11 protein-coding genes are annotated in these 17,015 nt (G+C 44.5%); 9 read left to right on the top strand and 2 right to left on the bottom strand.

Annotated features, from left to right (window positions below):
* The first annotated feature begins 21 nt into the window (after nt 1-21).
* From DXN04_RS14930 to DXN04_RS14915, 4 genes are all read left to right on the top strand, one after another.
* Entirely contained in the window at nt 22-3,330 is a 3,309-nt protein-coding gene (locus DXN04_RS14930) for a SusC/RagA family TonB-linked outer membrane protein (RefSeq protein ID WP_116854146.1), read from the top strand.
* Between the two features lie 11 nt (nt 3,331-3,341).
* Nucleotides 3,342-4,952 (top strand): RagB/SusD family nutrient uptake outer membrane protein, encoded by a 1,611-nt coding sequence (locus DXN04_RS14925; protein ID WP_116854145.1) that lies wholly within the window; start codon nt 3,342-3,344, stop codon nt 4,950-4,952.
* A gap of 53 nt (nt 4,953-5,005) precedes the next feature.
* Nucleotides 5,006-6,997 (top strand): glycoside hydrolase family 127 protein, encoded by a 1,992-nt coding sequence (locus DXN04_RS14920; protein WP_116854144.1) that lies wholly within the window; start codon nt 5,006-5,008, stop codon nt 6,995-6,997.
* Nucleotides 6,998-7,180: 183 nt separating this feature from the next.
* On the top strand, nt 7,181-8,092 hold the full coding sequence (locus DXN04_RS14915; protein WP_147319934.1) for an Abi family protein: 912 nt from the start codon (nt 7,181-7,183) through the stop codon (nt 8,090-8,092).
* Nucleotides 8,093-8,353: 261 nt separating this feature from the next.
* Here the strand turns inward: DXN04_RS14915 and DXN04_RS14910 are convergent, their stop codons facing one another.
* Nucleotides 8,354-9,376, bottom strand: coding sequence for a quinone-dependent dihydroorotate dehydrogenase (locus DXN04_RS14910; protein WP_116854142.1), 1,023 nt, complete (start codon nt 9,374-9,376; stop codon nt 8,354-8,356).
* A 199-nt stretch (nt 9,377-9,575) separates the two neighbouring features.
* Here DXN04_RS14910 and DXN04_RS14905 point away from each other — a divergent pair, with 199 nt between their 5' ends.
* The 4 genes from DXN04_RS14905 to DXN04_RS14890 all read left to right on the top strand — a co-directional run bounded on the left by DXN04_RS14905 (nt 9,576) and on the right by DXN04_RS14890 (nt 15,310).
* Nucleotides 9,576-10,085 (top strand): RNA polymerase sigma-70 factor, encoded by a 510-nt coding sequence (locus DXN04_RS14905; RefSeq protein WP_116854141.1) that lies wholly within the window; start codon nt 9,576-9,578, stop codon nt 10,083-10,085.
* Nucleotides 10,086-10,340: 255 nt separating this feature from the next.
* On the top strand, nt 10,341-11,339 hold the full coding sequence (locus DXN04_RS14900) for a FecR family protein (RefSeq protein ID WP_158569027.1): 999 nt from the start codon (nt 10,341-10,343) through the stop codon (nt 11,337-11,339).
* 443 nt (nt 11,340-11,782) lie between these two features.
* A complete protein-coding gene (locus DXN04_RS14895) occupies nt 11,783-14,392 on the top strand; it encodes a carboxypeptidase-like regulatory domain-containing protein (protein ID WP_116854139.1) in 2,610 nt (869 codons plus the stop codon).
* A 63-nt stretch (nt 14,393-14,455) separates the two neighbouring features.
* The gene (locus tag DXN04_RS14890; RefSeq protein ID WP_116854138.1) at nt 14,456-15,310 is read left to right on the top strand and encodes a DUF4249 domain-containing protein; all 855 of its coding nucleotides are present in this window, start codon (nt 14,456-14,458) and stop codon (nt 15,308-15,310) included.
* Between the two features lie 5 nt (nt 15,311-15,315).
* Here the strand turns inward: DXN04_RS14890 and DXN04_RS14885 are convergent, their stop codons facing one another.
* Entirely contained in the window at nt 15,316-15,516 is a 201-nt protein-coding gene (locus DXN04_RS14885) for a hypothetical protein (protein ID WP_146965176.1), read from the bottom strand.
* A 587-nt stretch (nt 15,517-16,103) separates the two neighbouring features.
* Between DXN04_RS14885 and DXN04_RS14880 the strand changes: the two genes are divergently transcribed.
* The gene (locus tag DXN04_RS14880; RefSeq protein ID WP_116854136.1) at nt 16,104-16,919 is read left to right on the top strand and encodes a heme/hemin ABC transporter substrate-binding protein; all 816 of its coding nucleotides are present in this window, start codon (nt 16,104-16,106) and stop codon (nt 16,917-16,919) included.
* The last annotated feature ends 96 nt before the right edge of the window (nt 16,920-17,015 follow it).

The following is a 17,015-nucleotide window of genomic DNA, read 5'->3' as shown; positions in this document are numbered from 1 at the left end:
ATACAAAATGCAATTAAAGATATGAAATACTGCGGTATTTTAAGCGGGGTTCCTATTCCCTTATACGAACGTTTTCAACTGTTATTTAAGATCATGCGCATCCTGTTCCTGGTCATATTGGTTTTATGTACAACGACGCTGCTATTGGTCGCCCGGGATAGCCGCGGGCAGGATCTGAGCGCCATCAGGCTACACCTGAGTATCCGTGATACCAAACTGGATAAGGTGTTGAAACAGATCGAACGTCATACTGAGTTGCTTTTTATTGTAGACGGTAGTGTGGCGCAGCAAACGGCTGTGCCTTCGCTGGAAGACAAAGAACGCTCTCTCAAAGAGATCCTGGATGCTGTACTTGGACCCAATGAGCTGGCTTATGTGCAGGATGGACATTACATCATTATTAAGAAATCAGCACCAGCTGTTGCAGCAAAACCTGTTTCAGGTGTGATCACTGATGAGAAAGGTGAGCCATTGCCGGGGGTGAGTATCTCTATCAAAGGTTCTCATGCAGGTACCATCTCTAACGAGAAAGGTATTTTCACGCTGAATAGTACATCTGAAAATGATACACTGCTGGTAAGTTATGTCGGCTATAAGACACAGGAAGTACCTGTGAAAGGTATGAGTCAACTCACGATCCGGCTTGCATTGAGTGAGAACTCCCTGCAGGATGTGGTGGTCATTGGTTATGGTAGTCAGCGCAAAGGTGACCTGACCAGTTCTGTTGCTACTGTGAAGTCTGAAAACTTTGTGAAGGGGAATGTACTGGATGCGGGCCAGTTATTGCAGGGAAAGGTAGCGGGTCTGACGGTGTCTGCACCCAGTGGAGACCCTACCAGTGGTTCACAGATATTGCTGAGAGGGAATACGACTTTGTTAGGGGCGAATAGTAGTCCGCTGGTACTGATAGATGGTATTCCCGGTGACCTGAAAACAGTAGCGCCTGAGGATATTGAATCTATGGATGTACTGAAGGATGGTTCTGCTGCGGCGATCTATGGTACCCGTGGTACAAATGGTGTAATCATCGTGACTACACGCAGACCAAGTGGTGCGTATACCAATTCAGTAGATTATAGTGGGTATGTGGGTACGCAGACGGTTGCCCGTAAGTTGGAGATGCTGACGGCTGAAGATTATCGCAGGCAGATTGCAGAAGGTACCCGTGATAAATCCTGGGACCTGGGAGCGAATACTGACTGGCAAAAGGAGATTTCACAAACTCCAGTTACACATGTGCATAACCTGACATTCAGGGGTGGTAACAGTAGGACGAATTACCTCGCGAATGTGAACTACAGAGCATTGGAAGGGATCATGAAGAAGTCTGATAATAATACATTCACAGGCAGGATCGATATCAATCACAGTATGCTGGACGATAAGCTGCGCATTAATGTAGGTTTGTTGAATTCTAATAATAAGTTTACTACTACCGGTGATGGTTATAGCTTCAATGGCTATACGTATAGGCAGGCGCTGATCCGCAACCCTACATCCCCGATTTATGATTCTACCGGCAAGTGGTTTGAGCAGACAGGTTTGTTCAACTATGAGAATCCATTGTCCAGGCTATATGAGAGCAATGGTCAGAACACTTCTCAGAATACGCGCATGAATAGTACGATTACCTTGCTGCCGGTGGAGGGACTGAAATTGTCTGCACTGTTTTCTTATACACGTTATAATGAAGAGCGTGGTTATTCAGAAACCAAGCAACATATTTCCACCCTGCGGGATGGCAGGAACGGCTATGCTTCTGTAGGTTCTTTACAGAATGTGCAAAGATTGATGGAGCTGACAGCACAGTATAATAAGAATATTGCTAAGCATAAGTTTAGTGTAATGGGTGGATACAGTTATCAGGAAACCGATTACAGGAACCAGTATATGCAGAACTGGGATTTTCCTACTGACCGTTTTTCTTACAATGACATTGGAATCGGCTATGCACTGAAACAAGGGCTGGCAGTGCAGTACAGTGAGAAGTCAGAAACAAACCTGATTGGTTTCTTTGGCCGGGCTACTTATAGTTATGATGATAAGTATTTATTGCTGGCTTCACTGAGACATGAGGCGGCGAGCCAGTTGTACGGTACGAAGCAGCCATGGGGTAATTTCCCTGCGGTGTCATTGGGTTGGAGACTGAGCAATGAGCCTTTTATGAAGCGCATCAGTTGGCTGACGGACCTGAAGCTGCGTGCGGGTTATGGTGTAACAGGTACACAGCCGACAGACTTGTTCTTAGGTGTGGGGATCCTGAGTTATGGCGATTATGTGTATAACAATGGGGTGTGGATTCAAACGCTGGGTCCTTCACAGAATCCGAATGATAAGCTGCGTTGGGAAGAGAAGCATGAATCCAACTTTGGGATCGACTATACCTTGTTCAATGGCCGGGTGAGTGGTAATGTGGATTATTATATCAGGAGAATCAATGGTTTGCTGTATGACTATGCGGTACCGAGTCCGCCTAATTTGTACAATAGCACCCGTGCGAATGTGGGGAAGATGGAGAATAAAGGGCTGGAGGTGATGGTGAATATCATCCCGGTGAAGACGAATGATTTTGAGTGGAGTACCAGTCTGATGTTCTCTACGAATACCAATAAGCTGATCACGCTGAGCAATGAACTGTACCAGGCGAGTGTGGATTATATTACGACAGGTAGTACAGGGGAACCGATCCAGTCGTTTACAAACATTGTAAGGGTGGGGCGTAATATTGGTGACTTCTATGGTTTCAAGGTGGTGGATATCTCCAGTGACGGGAAGTGGATTTATGAGGGGCGTGATGGCAAGCCGCAGGCCTATGCAGATTACCAGCATGCGTTTGAAGACAAGAGAGTGTTGGGAAATGGTTTGCCAAGGTATTATGGTGGATGGAATAACACTTTTCGCTATAAGAATTTTGATTTGAATATTACGATGCGTGGTGCATTCAAATACCAGATCCTGAATGTGCAGCGTATGTATTATGAAAACACCGGCTTGCAGCAGTACAACCGTTTGAAATCGGCTTATGACAAGGTAATGGGTAAGGCAGTACTGAGTACGGATATGCCACTGGAGTTCAATAGTAACTATGTGGAAAACGGTGATTTCTGGAAGGTAGACAACATCACTTTAGGCTATAATTTCAATCGCATTCAGAGTAAGTACATCCATGGGGCGAGGGTATATGCATCTACCCTGAATACTTTGACCCTGACTGGTTACAAGGGTATTGATCCGGAGGTAAACAGGCTGGGACTGGCTCCTGGTGTAGATGACAGGGATAAGTATCCTGCTGTAAGAACATTTACTGTGGGTGTGAATCTGAATTTTTAAAACCAAAAGCAATGAAAAGATATATATGGATAGCAGTGCTGTTTGCAATGGCCTGTACCAAGTTAAAAGATACCAGTTATAATAAGATTATTGACAGCCAGTTTGATCCGGGTGCGGAGGATCTGGCAGGTTTGGTAGGGGCTGCGTATGTGAACTGGCGTTATGTGCTGAATGACTGGAATGGTTTATTCCGTGCGCAGGAAGTATCGGGGGATGAGGTGGTGATACCTGCAAGGCCGAATGGCTGGGTAGATGGCGGGATTTACCTGCGTATACATGAGCATACCTGGACGGCGGATGATGATATAGTGGTACAGACATGGGGACGTGCATATGCGGGGATTACGAATTGTAACCGGGTGATTTACCAGCTGGAATCAGGTATTATACCGATCTCTGATTCGGTGGCAAAGCGGGCTACCTTAGCCGAACTGCATGTATTGCGGGCATCTTATTATTATGTGTTGTGTGATTTTTATGGCAATGTGCCGTTGGTGACACAGTTTAATGTGCCTTCAGGTTACCTGCCTACGCAAAATACACGGAAAGAGGTATACGATTTTATTGTGAACGAGGTGAATACTTACCTGCCTTTGCTGAGTGCAAAGAATGATGGTACAACGTATGGGAAGTTCAACCAGTGGGCGGCGCATGCTTTGCTGGCGAAGATGTACCTGAATGCGGAGGTATATAGTGGTACAGCGGCGTGGGAGGAGTGTATAAAGCAGTGTGATACGATCATGAATTCGAATGTAGGGTTTGCCCTGGAGGCGGCGCAGCGGAATGTGTTTATTACGGAGAATGAGCACTCACCTGAAATCATTTTTGCATTGCCTTTTGATGAGACGTATGTGACGAACTGGAATGCATTTGATATTCATATGGAGACCTTGCAGCCGGCGAACCAGGCGACGTATAACCTGAAGTCAACGCCCTGGGGTGGTATTTGTGCGATTCCGCAGTTTATCAGTACGTATGATGTGGATGACGACCGCTTGAAGGATAACTGGATCCAGGGGCAGCAGTATAGTGCAAATGGGGAGGAGTTGATGTGTACGATGGGGGCTTATACGGGGCAGCCTTTGAATTATATCAATGCGGTGCCGGGTATTGATGCATCAGAGGAGGTACATGGATACAGGCTGGGAAAATTTGAGATCAAGCAGAAGGCGGCGGTGCAGTTGAGTAATGACTGGCCATTGTTCAGGTATGCGGATGTGTTGATGATGAAGGCGGAGAGTTTGCTGCGTACGGGGAAGACGGCAGATGCGGCGGCATTGGTGACATTGGTTCGTCAGCGTTCATTCTCTACGAATCCTGCAAAGGCGACGGTGACGGCGGCGGATTTATTGAAGGGAAGTACTTATAATTATGGATTGCGGAATCATACGGATTCAACGTTTGAGGGTGGTAGTGATGTGATGTATGGTCGATTCCTGGATGAGTTGGGATGGGAGTTTAGCCAGGAGGGAAGAAGGCGGCAGGATATGATTCGATTTGGTGTATTTACGAAGAAGAGTTGGTTTTCACATAGTCCTAATGGTGAGTACAGGAGTTTGTACCCGATACCGCGGACGGAGTTGAATAAGAATGCGAATTTAAAGCAGAATACAGGTTATTAATGAAAGGGTTTCGGCTCTTTGATTGCAGCTTTCGATAATAAACATGCACGATTATGAAGCGATTATTTTTATCATTATCACTATTCTATGCAGTTAACTTATCTGCACAGCAGGCGGATTATCCTATTAAGGCGGTGAATTTCACGGCGGTAAAATTGTCGGACAACTTCTGGTTGCCGCGTATCCAGGTGAATCATCAGGTTACGATTCCGGCATCGTTTGCGCGATGTGAGAATACGGGTAGGGTGAAAAATTTTGAGATGGCGGCCGCGCATTCAGGGAAGTTTTGTACGAAGTTCACCTTTGATGATACGGATATTTATAAGACGATAGAGGGGGCATCGTTTTCGATGGCGGTGACACCTGATAAGAAGATGGACAGGTATGTGGATTCGCTGATAGCGATAGTGGCGAAGGCGCAGGAGCCGGATGGGTATTTGTATACGGCGCGGACGATAGATCCTTTGCATCCGCCTGAGTGGGCGGGGCCGGAGCGTTGGGTGAATGAGCATTCGATGAGTCATGAGTTGTATAATTCAGGGCATTTATTTGAGGCGGCGAGTGCGCATTACCTGGCGACGGGGAAACGGAATTTTTTGGATATCGCGTTGAAGAATGCGGATTTGCTGGTGAGGACGTTTGGGCCTGGGAAGCGGGGAGTGGCACCGGGGCATGAGGTGGTAGAGATGGGGTTGGTGAAATTGTACCGGATAACGGGTCGTAAGGATTATTTGGCGTTGGCGAAGTTTTTTATAGATGAGAGGGGGAAGCGTGGGTATAAAAAGGATAGTGAGAATGAGTGGCAGAATGGGAAGTATTGGCAGGATGACAAGCCTGTGACGGCGCAGGATGAGGCGGAGGGGCATGCGGTGCGTGCGATGTATTTGTATGCGGCGATGGCGGATATAGCGGCGATAGATGGGGATACGGCTTATCTGGCGGCGATAGACAGGATTTGGGATAATATGACGGGGAAGAAGATTTATGTGCAGGGAGGGATTGGTGCGGTGCCTGATGGGGAGCGGTTTGGGGAGGATTATGAGTTGCCGAATGCAACGGCTTATAATGAGACTTGTGCGGCGATAGGGAATGCGTTTTGGAATGAGCGGATGTTTTTGTTGCATGGGGATGCGAAGTATATAGATTTGTTGGAGAAGGTGATGTATAATGGGTTGATATCCGGGTTAGGTTTGGATGGGAAGTCATTCTTTTATACGAATGCGATGGAGGTAAGGGATGATTTTAAGCATGGGAGTTTGGAGCGGTCTCGTTCGGGGTGGTTTGAGTGTTCATGTTGTCCGACGAATTTAGTGAGGTTTTTGCCGTCAGTGCCGGGGTATATGTATGCGCAGGAGGGGAAGAAGGTGTATGTGAATTTGTATATAAATAGTACGGCTACCTTGAAGGTAGAGAATAGTGATGTAGTGATCAGGCAGGAGCATGATTATCCCTGGGAGGGGAATATATTATTGAAGTTGGATCCGGTGAAGGCGACGGCGTTTGAATTGCGGGTAAGGATCCCGGGGTGGGTGAATGGAGAGGCGATAGCGGATGGCTTGTACAGGTTTAAGGATACGAAGGCAGATGCGGCGGTGATTGCGGTGAATGGGAAGGTGCAGCCTTATAGGGTGGAGAAGGGGTATGCGGTGTTGAACAGGATGTGGAAGAAGGGGGATGTGGTGAGTGTGAGTTTGCCGATGCGGGTGAAGGAGGTGCTTGCGGATGGAAGGTTGGTGGATGATGAGGGGAAGGTGGCGATACAAAGGGGGCCATTGGTGTATTGTGCGGAGTGGAAGGATAATGGGGGGAAGGTGAGTAATTTGTTTGGATTGGGGGATAAGTGGGATGTGGTGATGGAGAAGGGGATGTTGAATGGAGTGGTGGTGTTGAGGGGTGAGGGGAAGAGAGTGGAGGTAAGGGATGGAGTGGTGGATACGAGGGAGGAGAAGGTGACGTTGATACCTTATTATAGTTGGGCGAATAGGGGAGAGGGGGAGATGAGTGTGTGGTTTTTGGAGAAGGTGAGAGGGGTGAGTTTGAGATGAGAATGAGAGGATTGATTTGAGAAAGATATTTTTCAATTTTTAATTTTTGGGTTAAAAATTGGAAAATATCTTTTTTTTGTGTGAAAAATTTGTTTTTGTCTAAAGAATGGGTGTATATTTGTGTTAACAGAACCCGCCGCGCTTCTCGTAAGATCAGCGTACCAAGGCGGGGCATTTTTTTATATGAATTCCATTGATAGACAATTCCCGTTATTGTCTGACCAGTTTAAAATCCTTCAACAACGTGGCTTGAAAATAAATGATAGTGTTGTAACTAATCATTATTTAGCGCATGTAGGTTATTATAGATTGGCAGACTATTGGCAATTCTTCCACAAGGAGAAGATTAGTAATGCATTTGTTGTTGGTACTACATTCGATCAAGTTATTGAGCTATATAATTTTGATCGTGAATTAAGATTACTACTATTGGATGCTATAGAGCGTATAGAAGTCTCTTTTCGTGCTATCATGATTAACATGATGTGTCCGATTTATGGCTCAAACTGGTTTACAGATAAGATGATATTTTTTGATGAAGGAAGATTGAATGGGGTAGTTGAGACGATTGATAGGGAACTTGATCGATCAGATGAAGAGTGCGTGAAATTACATGATAAAAAAAAGAGTGGGTTTGAACATCCGCCGGCATGGAAAACCTTACCAATACTATCATTTGGTACCTTGTCTAAGATATATAGGAATATTAAGAATGATATTAAGGAGAAGAGAATAATTGCAAAGGTTTATGGGCTTCCTCAAGGCAAATGGTTGCAGTCATGGATTCAAGTGGTTGCTATACTAAGAAATTATTGTGCACATCATTCATTAATTTGTTATAGAACTTTTTCCTTTTTGCCCAAGGAAATAGGAGAGGTAAAATTGCCCTGGATAAAAGGAATATCTTCTGCAGGTAGTATAGAGAGCAAGCAATTATATTATCAATTATGTATTGTTCGCTACTTATTGCATACGGCAAGTCCGGGTAACGATTTTAGTTATAGACTGATGGAATTGTTTGTGAAGTATAGAGGAATTGATTTGGAGAGGATGGGATTTTTAGAGAATTGGGATGAAGAGGATTTATGGCAGTAGGGAATTATAAAACTATTGATGATGGAGGGTTTGAATTGATTTGTGTGGTGATATAAAGTGTGGGAAAATATCAATAGAATAATGCAGCAATCAATTATTGAAAAAGGCTTTTTTTAATGGGTGAAAATTTGTTTTGTCTGATTGCTAATAGTAAATTTGTGCTAACAGTCCCCGCCGCGCTTCCCGTAGGATCAGCGTACCAGAGCTGGGGCATCATACTAAAAAAGGCTACTCTTTACAGAGCAGCCTTTTTTAATTTCTTTATTTTAACCCATCACAAATCTTCTTCGCTATCGTCGGGCCTTCATAAATAAAACCTGTATATACCTGTACCAGGCTCGCCCCTGCATCCAGCTTCTCCTGTGCATCTGCGGCCGTAAAAATCCCTCCTACAGCGATAATCGGAATACTGCCTTTTGTTTTCTGGGAAATATAGCGAATTACGGCTGTTGCCTTCTCTTTCACCGGCAATCCACTCAATCCACCTGCGCCAATCGCTTCAACTTCATTTGCAGGAGTTGCCAGGCCTTCCCGGCTGATAGTTGTATTAGTAGCTACCAGTCCTGCCAGCTTCGTTTCAGTTACTATTTCTATGATATCATCCAGCTGACTATCGGTCAGATCCGGGGCTATTTTTAATAAAATAGGTTTTGGCTTCGCCTTCTGCTCATTCAGCATTTGCAGGTGATGCAGTAATTGCTTCAATGGTTCCTTCTCCTGCAAAGCGCGCAGGTTAGGTGTATTCGGCGAACTCACATTTACTACAAAATAATCTACCACATCGAAGAGGGCCTGAAAGCACTTTTCATAATCACTAATTGCTTCTTCATTGGGGGTTATTTTGTTCTTCCCGATATTTCCTCCAATAATGATGTCTGACTTGCGTTTCTGCAGGCGTTTTGCTGCAGGCACAGCGCCTCCATTATTGAAACCCATCCTGTTGATCAGCGCCTTATCGGTAGGCAAGCGGAACAAACGAGGCTGGTCATTACCCGGTTGAGCTACCGGGGTTACAGTGCCAATTTCCACAAATCCGAATCCGAGACTGGCCAATTCATCTGTATACTTCGCATCCTTGTCGAATCCTGCTGCTAAGCCTACAGGATTTTTAAAGGTCAGGCCCCATAAAGTCCGTTCCAGCCCGGTCTTTTTAGGCATACAAAATGAATGGAGAATCTGCTTGCCCATTGGTACGCCGTGCAATATTTGCAGGCCTTTCATTACCTGATAGTGGATTTTTTCCGGCGGAAAACGGAAAAATATCTTTTTGATTAAATTATACATGCGGGCACAAAGATAATGTTAAACCAGAAATGCGGAAGGGGATCGTGGTCATTGTTGAGGTGGGGGTGGAGTGGGGGATTTGTAAAAGGAACTTTTAAAAAGTGAGTCCCTTATCATTTACATGTTGTCACAATTAAACTTTTATTATCTATAATTGCATTGATCTTCATTCCGGAATACTATTTTTGTAACCGTTAACATGCTAGACCGCCACACATTCGAAGCCATTTTTAAGGAGTACCATGCGCAGTGCGTGGCTTTTGCCGTGCATTATACCGGCGATGTTCATGAGGGGGAAGAGGTGGTGCAGCAGGTTTTCCTGAAGCTTTGGGAGAAACGGGAGAATGTGGATATTACCGGGATGGTGAAGTCTTATCTTTTTGCCGCTATCCGGAATACAGCGATTAGTAACTGGCGGAAGGATACTGTCAGGAATGAGAAGGAACAGGCTTCGGGTTATGAGTTGGTGCCGTCGGTGACGGTATCGCAGGCCTGGGAACTGGAGAAAATGTATCAGCAGGCGCTGGAGAAGTTGCCGGAGCGGTGCAGGGAGGTGTTTGTGCTGAGCAGGCAGCAGCAGTTGAAGTATGCGGAGATTGCGGTGCTGATGAATATTTCGGTGAAGACTGTCGAGAATCAAATGGGGAAAGCGCTGAAGCATATGCATAAAGAGTTGAGGGATTATCTGGGGATGTTTTTGTTTTTATAGGTTTTTGGAGGGGATCGGGGCCGGACCTTGCTATTGTTAGATATTAGCTTTTTATAATGCATTTCAAAAGCTAAATCAGGTTTTATTCCCTTTTTAACCCCTCCATCCTTCTTTTTACTGCCGTTTATGGCGAATTACACCGATAATTTTTTCTTTTTTCAATAGGGGATTCTGTTCTCCACATGCGTCCTTTATCAGGCGGGCAATCCTTATTTTTGCCCGGCAAATCTGTAAATCTACTAACTGTACATGACTATGCTTACACCAGATGAGGCATTATATGCCCTCCTATGCAAGTATCTGCTGAAGGAAGCGGATAGTAATGAGCAGCAATGGGTGGATACCTGGCTTCAGGCAAATCCTGAGCACCCGGTATTGCTTGCTTCTCTGGATAAGTTGTTGCGTACAGCACCTGAACAGGAGGTGCAGGGGGCGATGGATACGGAGACGGCGTGGAGGTTATTGAGTAGTAGGATGGAAGAAGGAGTGGGGAGTGCATCCCAATTGCAATCTCAACCCGAAATTCATTCTAAGTCTAAATCTAAAACCCAATCACCTTTCGGACTATCACCCCGCTGGTTGGCAGTCGCAGCTTCCGTCTGCCTCCTGATCAGCGCAGGCCTCTGGTTCATGACCCGACAAAGTGAAAGGCAAATCAACTATAACGGCGCCCAGCTGGTCAAACTGGAAGATGGCTCCATTGTCCGGCTGGATCCCGCCGCCCAGTTGCAGGTGCTGTCTGGTTTTGGAAAGAAAGATCGCAAGGTTATCCTGAAAGGAAAAGCAGAATTTGATGTAACTACAGATGCTGCCCATCCGTTTATTATAGACCTTGGTAAGCAGGCTATTACTGTACTGGGTACCCGGTTTAGTGTGGATAACAGCCAACAGTTGCGGGTTTTTATTCATTCAGGGAAAATTAAAGTAAGCCGGCAGCAGGATAGTGTGATTCTGACGGCCGGTATGTTGCTGGAAGAAGATAGCAGTCGGCAATTTTACCAGGTGGGTGCACATATTAAGGATGCGGCTACGCAGGCAGTGGTGTTTAAGGATACGCCTTTACGGGAAGTGTTGCAGACCATTAGTGTGTTGTATCATGTGAATGTGAGTGCTGATGCTGAATTGCTGGATTTGCCGGTGACTGCAACTTATACAGGGGAGCCTGTGCAGAATGTGTTGGAAGCTATCGCATATTTGTCGAATGCAAACGTCGTTATTAAAGGTGCTGGTTATGAGTTGAGGAGGCAGGAATAAAATTTCAATCAAAAAGGTTATAGCTGGTTCTATGAGAAGGAACAAGTGTCGATTTGATCAGTTAGGTTCAAAACTATTTTAATCAGGGATTGTTAGCTTATTCAATTGAGAAGACAAAGCCGATTTAACCAGGAAAGAGAAGTTTATTCAATTGAAAAGACAAAGACCGGTTCAACCAGGAAAGGTTAGCTTATTCAATTGAAAAGACAAAAACTATTTCCAACAGGTAAGGTTAGTTTATTCAATTAAAAAGACAAAAACCGGTTCAATCAGAAACGGAAACTAAATCAACTGAACAAACAAAAACCGATTTCATCTAAAAGATGAAAGCCAATTTAATTAGAACAATAAAGGCCGATTCTTTTAGATAGTCCCCGCGATTTTGATCAAAGAGATACCAAACTATTCAATCAGAAAAGCTAACACCATTTTTAATTCACATTATGTCATTGCTCGGAAGAATGCTGCTTGGAATGTTACTCATTCCTCTGCAGGTGTTAGGCTGGGACTGGCATACCCGGATCACTGTCACCGTAACCAATCAGCCGCTATCTGTTATTTGCGGACAACTGGAATCCCAGTACGGCATACATTTCTCCTATAGCAGAGAAATCGTAGACCTTTCCCGCCGGGTAACAGTCAACTTTCAAGACAAACCCCTGAAAAGAGCTCTTAACGAACTCTTTTCTCCTTTTGATATCCGCTTCGCCCGTATCGGCGAACAAATTGTGCTGACCGTAAAGAAGCCGTCTACCATTACCATTAGTGGCTATGTCCAGGATGTGCGTAATGGAGAAAGGCTCATTGGCGCTACCATTTACTCTCCTATCCAGCAGACGGGAGCGACTACGAACCAATATGGTTTTTTCAGTCTGACGATTCCTAAAGATACCAATAGCCTATGCGTCAGTTATATCGGTTATCATCCACAAAGACTGTGTATAACAGGGAAATCATTTGTCATCGTCGGCCTGCAGCCTTCCAATAGTTTAAGAGAGTTTACTGTTTCTGACACCACACAATCGAAGCGACAGATGAGTGCTCTCCATGTCTCGCCTGCAGATGTGAAATCGATGCCCCGCTTATTGGGGGAGTCTGATGTGATGCGTGCGATTGCAACTTTGCCCGGTGTATCAGGAGGGGTAGATGGGGGAACTGTCACCAGTGTGAGAGGTGGTGGTTCTTACCAGAACCTGATCTTGTTGGATGGTTCCCCGGTTTTCAATTCATCACATCTCTTTGGATTGTTTTCGGTGTTCAATCCGGATATTGTGAAGAGTGCAGATTTTTATAAAGGTGGATTTCCTGCGCGGTATGCCGGCAGACTTTCTTCTGTAATTGATATATCCACGAAGGATGGGGATATGAAGGAATATCATGGCGAGGCATCTGCAGGTGTGATTGCGGTAAGGGGAATGGTGGAAGGGCCAATTACGAAAGATAAGACTTCTTTTGTGGTATCTGCCCGCAGGTCTATCCTGGAACCTGTTTTGAATAGTATTAATGAGAGGATTCAAGATGAGGAAGGGACAAAAGTGAACCTTGTATTTCATGATGTGAACCTGAAAATAAATCACATCTTTTCGCCGAAGGACCGTCTTTATTTTAGTAGTTATTTTGGTAATGATAACCTCGGACTTACACTGCAAAATAACGCGGATAGTACCACTGCTGCGAACCCTTTTAAAGAGAGTACAGTGACCCGCCTGAACTGGGGGAATAAAACTTTTGCGTTGAGATGGAACCATGTTTTTAATCCAAAGTTGTTTGTCAATACGACATTGAATTATTCACAGTATTATTTCAATATCGATTACAATTATTATTACCAGCCTTCTAAGAGTAGCGATTCTATTCACCTGTATGGGCAGTACTATTCGATGGTGAAGGATATTATGTTCAGAACGGATGCGGAGTTTATTCCTGGTCCGAATCATATATTCAAGTTTGGTGCAGGTGGTATTATACACAAATTCAACCCGGGGGTGTCGGCATTCGAGGATTATTCACAGTCTAAAACTTTGTTGGATACGTCTTATAACAAGACGACTTCTGTGGGGGGTGAGGTGCTGTTATATGCGGAGGATGACTGGACAATTACTGATGCGTTGAGAGTGAATATAGGTTTGCATGGTTCAGGATTTTTAGTAAAAGGGAAGTCTTTCTATTCATTGCAACCGAGGGTGCAGGCGAGGTATCAGTTGCCGGATCACTGGACCTTCTTGTTGGGGTATACCCATATGAACCAGTACCTGCATGTGCTGAGTGAATCGAATACGAGTCTGCCGATGGATTTGTGGGTACCTTCTACGAAGAAGGTGGGGCCGATGTTTTCCCGGCAGGTTACTCTGGGGGTGAATAAGACCATGAATGATAAGCGTTATGCGCTTTCGCTGGAGGCGTATTATAAGAGTATGAAGAATGTGATCGAGTACAGGGATGATAGTAAGATCTTCAATTCTGCGAGTAAGGATTGGGAAGATTATGTAGAGACTGGTACGGGAACGAGTTATGGTGGAGAGGTGATGCTGGAGAAGAAGAAAGGTAAACTGAGAGGATGGATCGGCTATACGCTTTCCTGGTCATACAGAAGGTTTCCGAATGTGAATAATGGGCAGTCGTATCCGTATAATTATGATGGACGACATGATATTAAGGTGATGTTGATGCAGCAGGTTGGGAAGCGCTGGGAGTTGGCGGCTAACTGGCATTTTAATTCAGGGTTGCCTATGACATTGCCGGTAGGAAGTTATGAGGGCATATCGGATCCATCGCCGTATGATGGAGGGGGCAATTACCCGGTGTTGGATCGGTTAAGTAATAGAAATCAATATAGATCTACTGTGATTCATAGATTGGACCTGAGTGCCACGCATACGAAGCCGAAGCCGTGGGGGAGCAGGAGCTGGACAATTAGTTTGTTTAATGTATATAATCATGCGAATCCGTTTATGTATTCGTTAGTGACAGACAAGCAGAATCAGAAGCGGTATCTGCAGGAGATTAGTATACTGCCGATACTGCCGAGTGTGACGTTTTCTATTAAGTTTTAAAAATGATGATTGTAACGAAGTGAGTCTTCATCATCCAGGAAGGAGATTCAAAATTTTAACACCATGCGAAAACTACTCATCTGCTTATCTATCATAATCCTTACTGCCTGCGTAAAGGAATCAAGAATAGAGATTCCATACGCAGGGGATAAAATAGTAGTCAACAGTCTGATTCAACCAGACAGTCTGATCTATATTCGTGTAACCGGCAGTAAAAAGGTAACCGAATATTCATTTGATCCGTTGGACTCCGCTACGGTGGTATTGCAGGAAAATGGCATTACATTGCCCACACCCACTTACCAGCTGATAAATGGATATGGATATTTCGTATCGCAATCAGTCGCAAAAACAGGTAGTCATTACGCTATACAGGTAGCCAATAAGGGCCTTACGGCGGTAAGTGGTAGTGACAGTACACCTATGCGTGCACACATCAGTAATGCTTATGCACAGCGTGGCCTCAACAGGGTACGGTTTACCTTGCAGGAAGATGGAAGTACTATAAATTATTATCGTCTACGTATATTCACTGCTGTTGAATCTAACGGCAATTGGGTAATTGACAAAACTGATACTATTCACTTTAGGCTTGACCCTGCATTGAATAATGATCTGCCTGATATCATCACCAATGATTACAAGAGTGAATCTATCATGACTGATGAGAATTTCAATGGCAAAACCATACAGTTTGTACTACAGACGAAGAAAGAAGTAAGTAGCTCTCACATGATCATAGAATTAAGCGCGTTGACTCCAGCTGCCTGGAAGTACTTTCAGTCTACATACACCCAGCGATTGAATGATTCGCAGGACTTTTCCCTTGATCCGGAAAATGCTTATTCCAATGTAGAAAACGGGTATGGTATTATTGCTGGCGTTAATGCGGCAAGGCTTTTGTTTACAGTAGAATAACTCCGTTATTTTTCAATCTGGTATTTCGAGACGATTTCATTTAATCGGCACGAAAGCTTTACACATTCTGATATAATGGTACTATCCAGCTCGGTGTACCCTGCTGATTCCAATTCATACAATTGCGGATAGAGTGAGGCCATGAGGCGTTTAGCTGCAGCTATCAATCCATCCTGCAGATTGACGATTTGTGTTTGTTCGCGCATAGTATTTTGATAGTACGGCGATAGTGGATTTAGCGTTTCTTCCCAATCCATGGGCTTAAATTTTTCCGGTGACAGGTAATAATATTAAAACAATAGATTTGAGGGTTTGGTTTAACGATTCCGGAAATTGAGTTTTGTTTTTTTGAATGTAATGGTATTTTACTTTTTCTAATAGCAGCATTTTGATTCGTACATAATGGGTTTTAGACCACTCATCATGATTTTTCTTTTTGCGTAAAGATTGTCATAAAATTTTCCCGATTCGATTAGTTCTTTACATTTCTATGACATAGCTTTGCATTACTCTATCACTCCGCCACCTATCGCCGAGCTTTTTGGTATTTCTCCGTATACCATTCAGGCTGGTTGATAACCAACATTTTTTGACTTGACTTGCTGTCAGGGGATACGGGATATCCTTATGGATTTTCTATGTCCTGACGGTAAAAAATAGTGAGTAATTAATTTATTAAAGAAACCTTGCCGGAGCATGGCGGAGTAAAGTGCTCCCGGTGAGCGATGGTTGGCCCGCAACCCCGGGTAGGGTCAACCATTATTTTTTTCTATCAACTTATTTTAAAGATTTTATGAACCGCTTGATCGTCCTGACCGCTGCTTTACTGGTGGCGATGAATACTTTTGCCCAGAAGAGAATTGTTTCCCTGAATGGTGCTGTTACTGAAATTGTCGTTGCATTAGGGTTTGAGAAAAACATTGTAGGTGTGGATGTAACCAGTACTTATCCTGCCAGCATGCAGCAGGTGCCTAAGGTGGGCCACAATAGAAATATTTCTGCTGAACCTGTGTTGGCTTTGAACCCGGACCTGATCCTGGGAACGGATAATTTTTTGCAGCCGGCTGTAATAACGCAGTTTAAGAATGTGGGTGTGAAAACGCAGATCTTCAAACAGGATTTTTCTATTGAGGGTACGAAGCAACTGATTACTGAGGTGGCGGCTGCGCTGCAGGTACCGGCTAAGGGTACTGCGCTGATTAAACAGCTGGAAAAAGAGCAGGCGGGATTGAAGATAAAGCAGACTAATAAGAAGGTGTTGTTTATATATGCGCGTGGTGCGGGTACGATGCTGGTAGCTGGTACGGGAACGCCTACAGAGAAGATGATTACGCTGGCAGGGGCGCAGAATGCGGCGAGTGGGTTTAGTGATTTTAAGCCATTGACACCGGAGGCGTTGGTGACGGCTAATCCTGATATTATCCTGATGTTTGATGATGGGTTGAAGAGTATGGGAGGGATTGATGGATTGCTGAAAGTGCAGGGTGTGCAGCAGACGACTGCTGGCAGGGAGAAGAAGGTGGTGGTGATGGATGGTGCTTTGCTGACTGGGTTTGGGCCGAGGGTGATTACTGCGGTGAAGGAGTTGGCGGGCAAATTGAATAGTTAGTAGCAGTGTGTTTTAAGCGGGAATAGCGTTGGAAATTTGGAGGGTGAATGATCAGGGTTTTGGGAGGGAATGAGTTGTGTATCATTAAACAGATGA

The sequence above is a fragment of the Chitinophaga silvisoli genome (genome assembly GCF_003412465.1).
GTDB lineage: Bacteria > Bacteroidota > Bacteroidia > Chitinophagales > Chitinophagaceae > Chitinophaga > Chitinophaga silvisoli.
This window is presented reverse-complemented; position numbering and strand designations above follow the sequence as displayed.

What these genes read in the sequence shown, in the direction of transcription:
- DXN04_RS14930 (WP_116854146.1), top strand. Translation starts at nt 22, where the DNA reads ATGAAATACTGCGGTATTTTAAGCGGGGTTCCTATTCCCTTATACGAA.
- DXN04_RS14925 (WP_116854145.1), top strand. Translation starts at nt 3,342, where the DNA reads ATGAAAAGATATATATGGATAGCAGTGCTGTTTGCAATGGCCTGTACC.
- DXN04_RS14920 (WP_116854144.1), top strand. Translation starts at nt 5,006, where the DNA reads ATGAAGCGATTATTTTTATCATTATCACTATTCTATGCAGTTAACTTA.
- DXN04_RS14915 (WP_147319934.1), top strand. Translation starts at nt 7,181, where the DNA reads ATGAATTCCATTGATAGACAATTCCCGTTATTGTCTGACCAGTTTAAA.
- DXN04_RS14910 (WP_116854142.1), bottom strand. Translation starts at nt 9,376, where the DNA reads ATGTATAATTTAATCAAAAAGATATTTTTCCGTTTTCCGCCGGAAAAA.
- DXN04_RS14905 (WP_116854141.1), top strand. Translation starts at nt 9,576, where the DNA reads ATGCTAGACCGCCACACATTCGAAGCCATTTTTAAGGAGTACCATGCG.
- DXN04_RS14900 (WP_158569027.1), top strand. Translation starts at nt 10,341, where the DNA reads ATGCTTACACCAGATGAGGCATTATATGCCCTCCTATGCAAGTATCTG.
- DXN04_RS14895 (WP_116854139.1), top strand. Translation starts at nt 11,783, where the DNA reads ATGTCATTGCTCGGAAGAATGCTGCTTGGAATGTTACTCATTCCTCTG.
- DXN04_RS14890 (WP_116854138.1), top strand. Translation starts at nt 14,456, where the DNA reads ATGCGAAAACTACTCATCTGCTTATCTATCATAATCCTTACTGCCTGC.
- DXN04_RS14885 (WP_146965176.1), bottom strand. Translation starts at nt 15,516, where the DNA reads ATGCGCGAACAAACACAAATCGTCAATCTGCAGGATGGATTGATAGCT.
- DXN04_RS14880 (WP_116854136.1), top strand. Translation starts at nt 16,104, where the DNA reads ATGAACCGCTTGATCGTCCTGACCGCTGCTTTACTGGTGGCGATGAAT.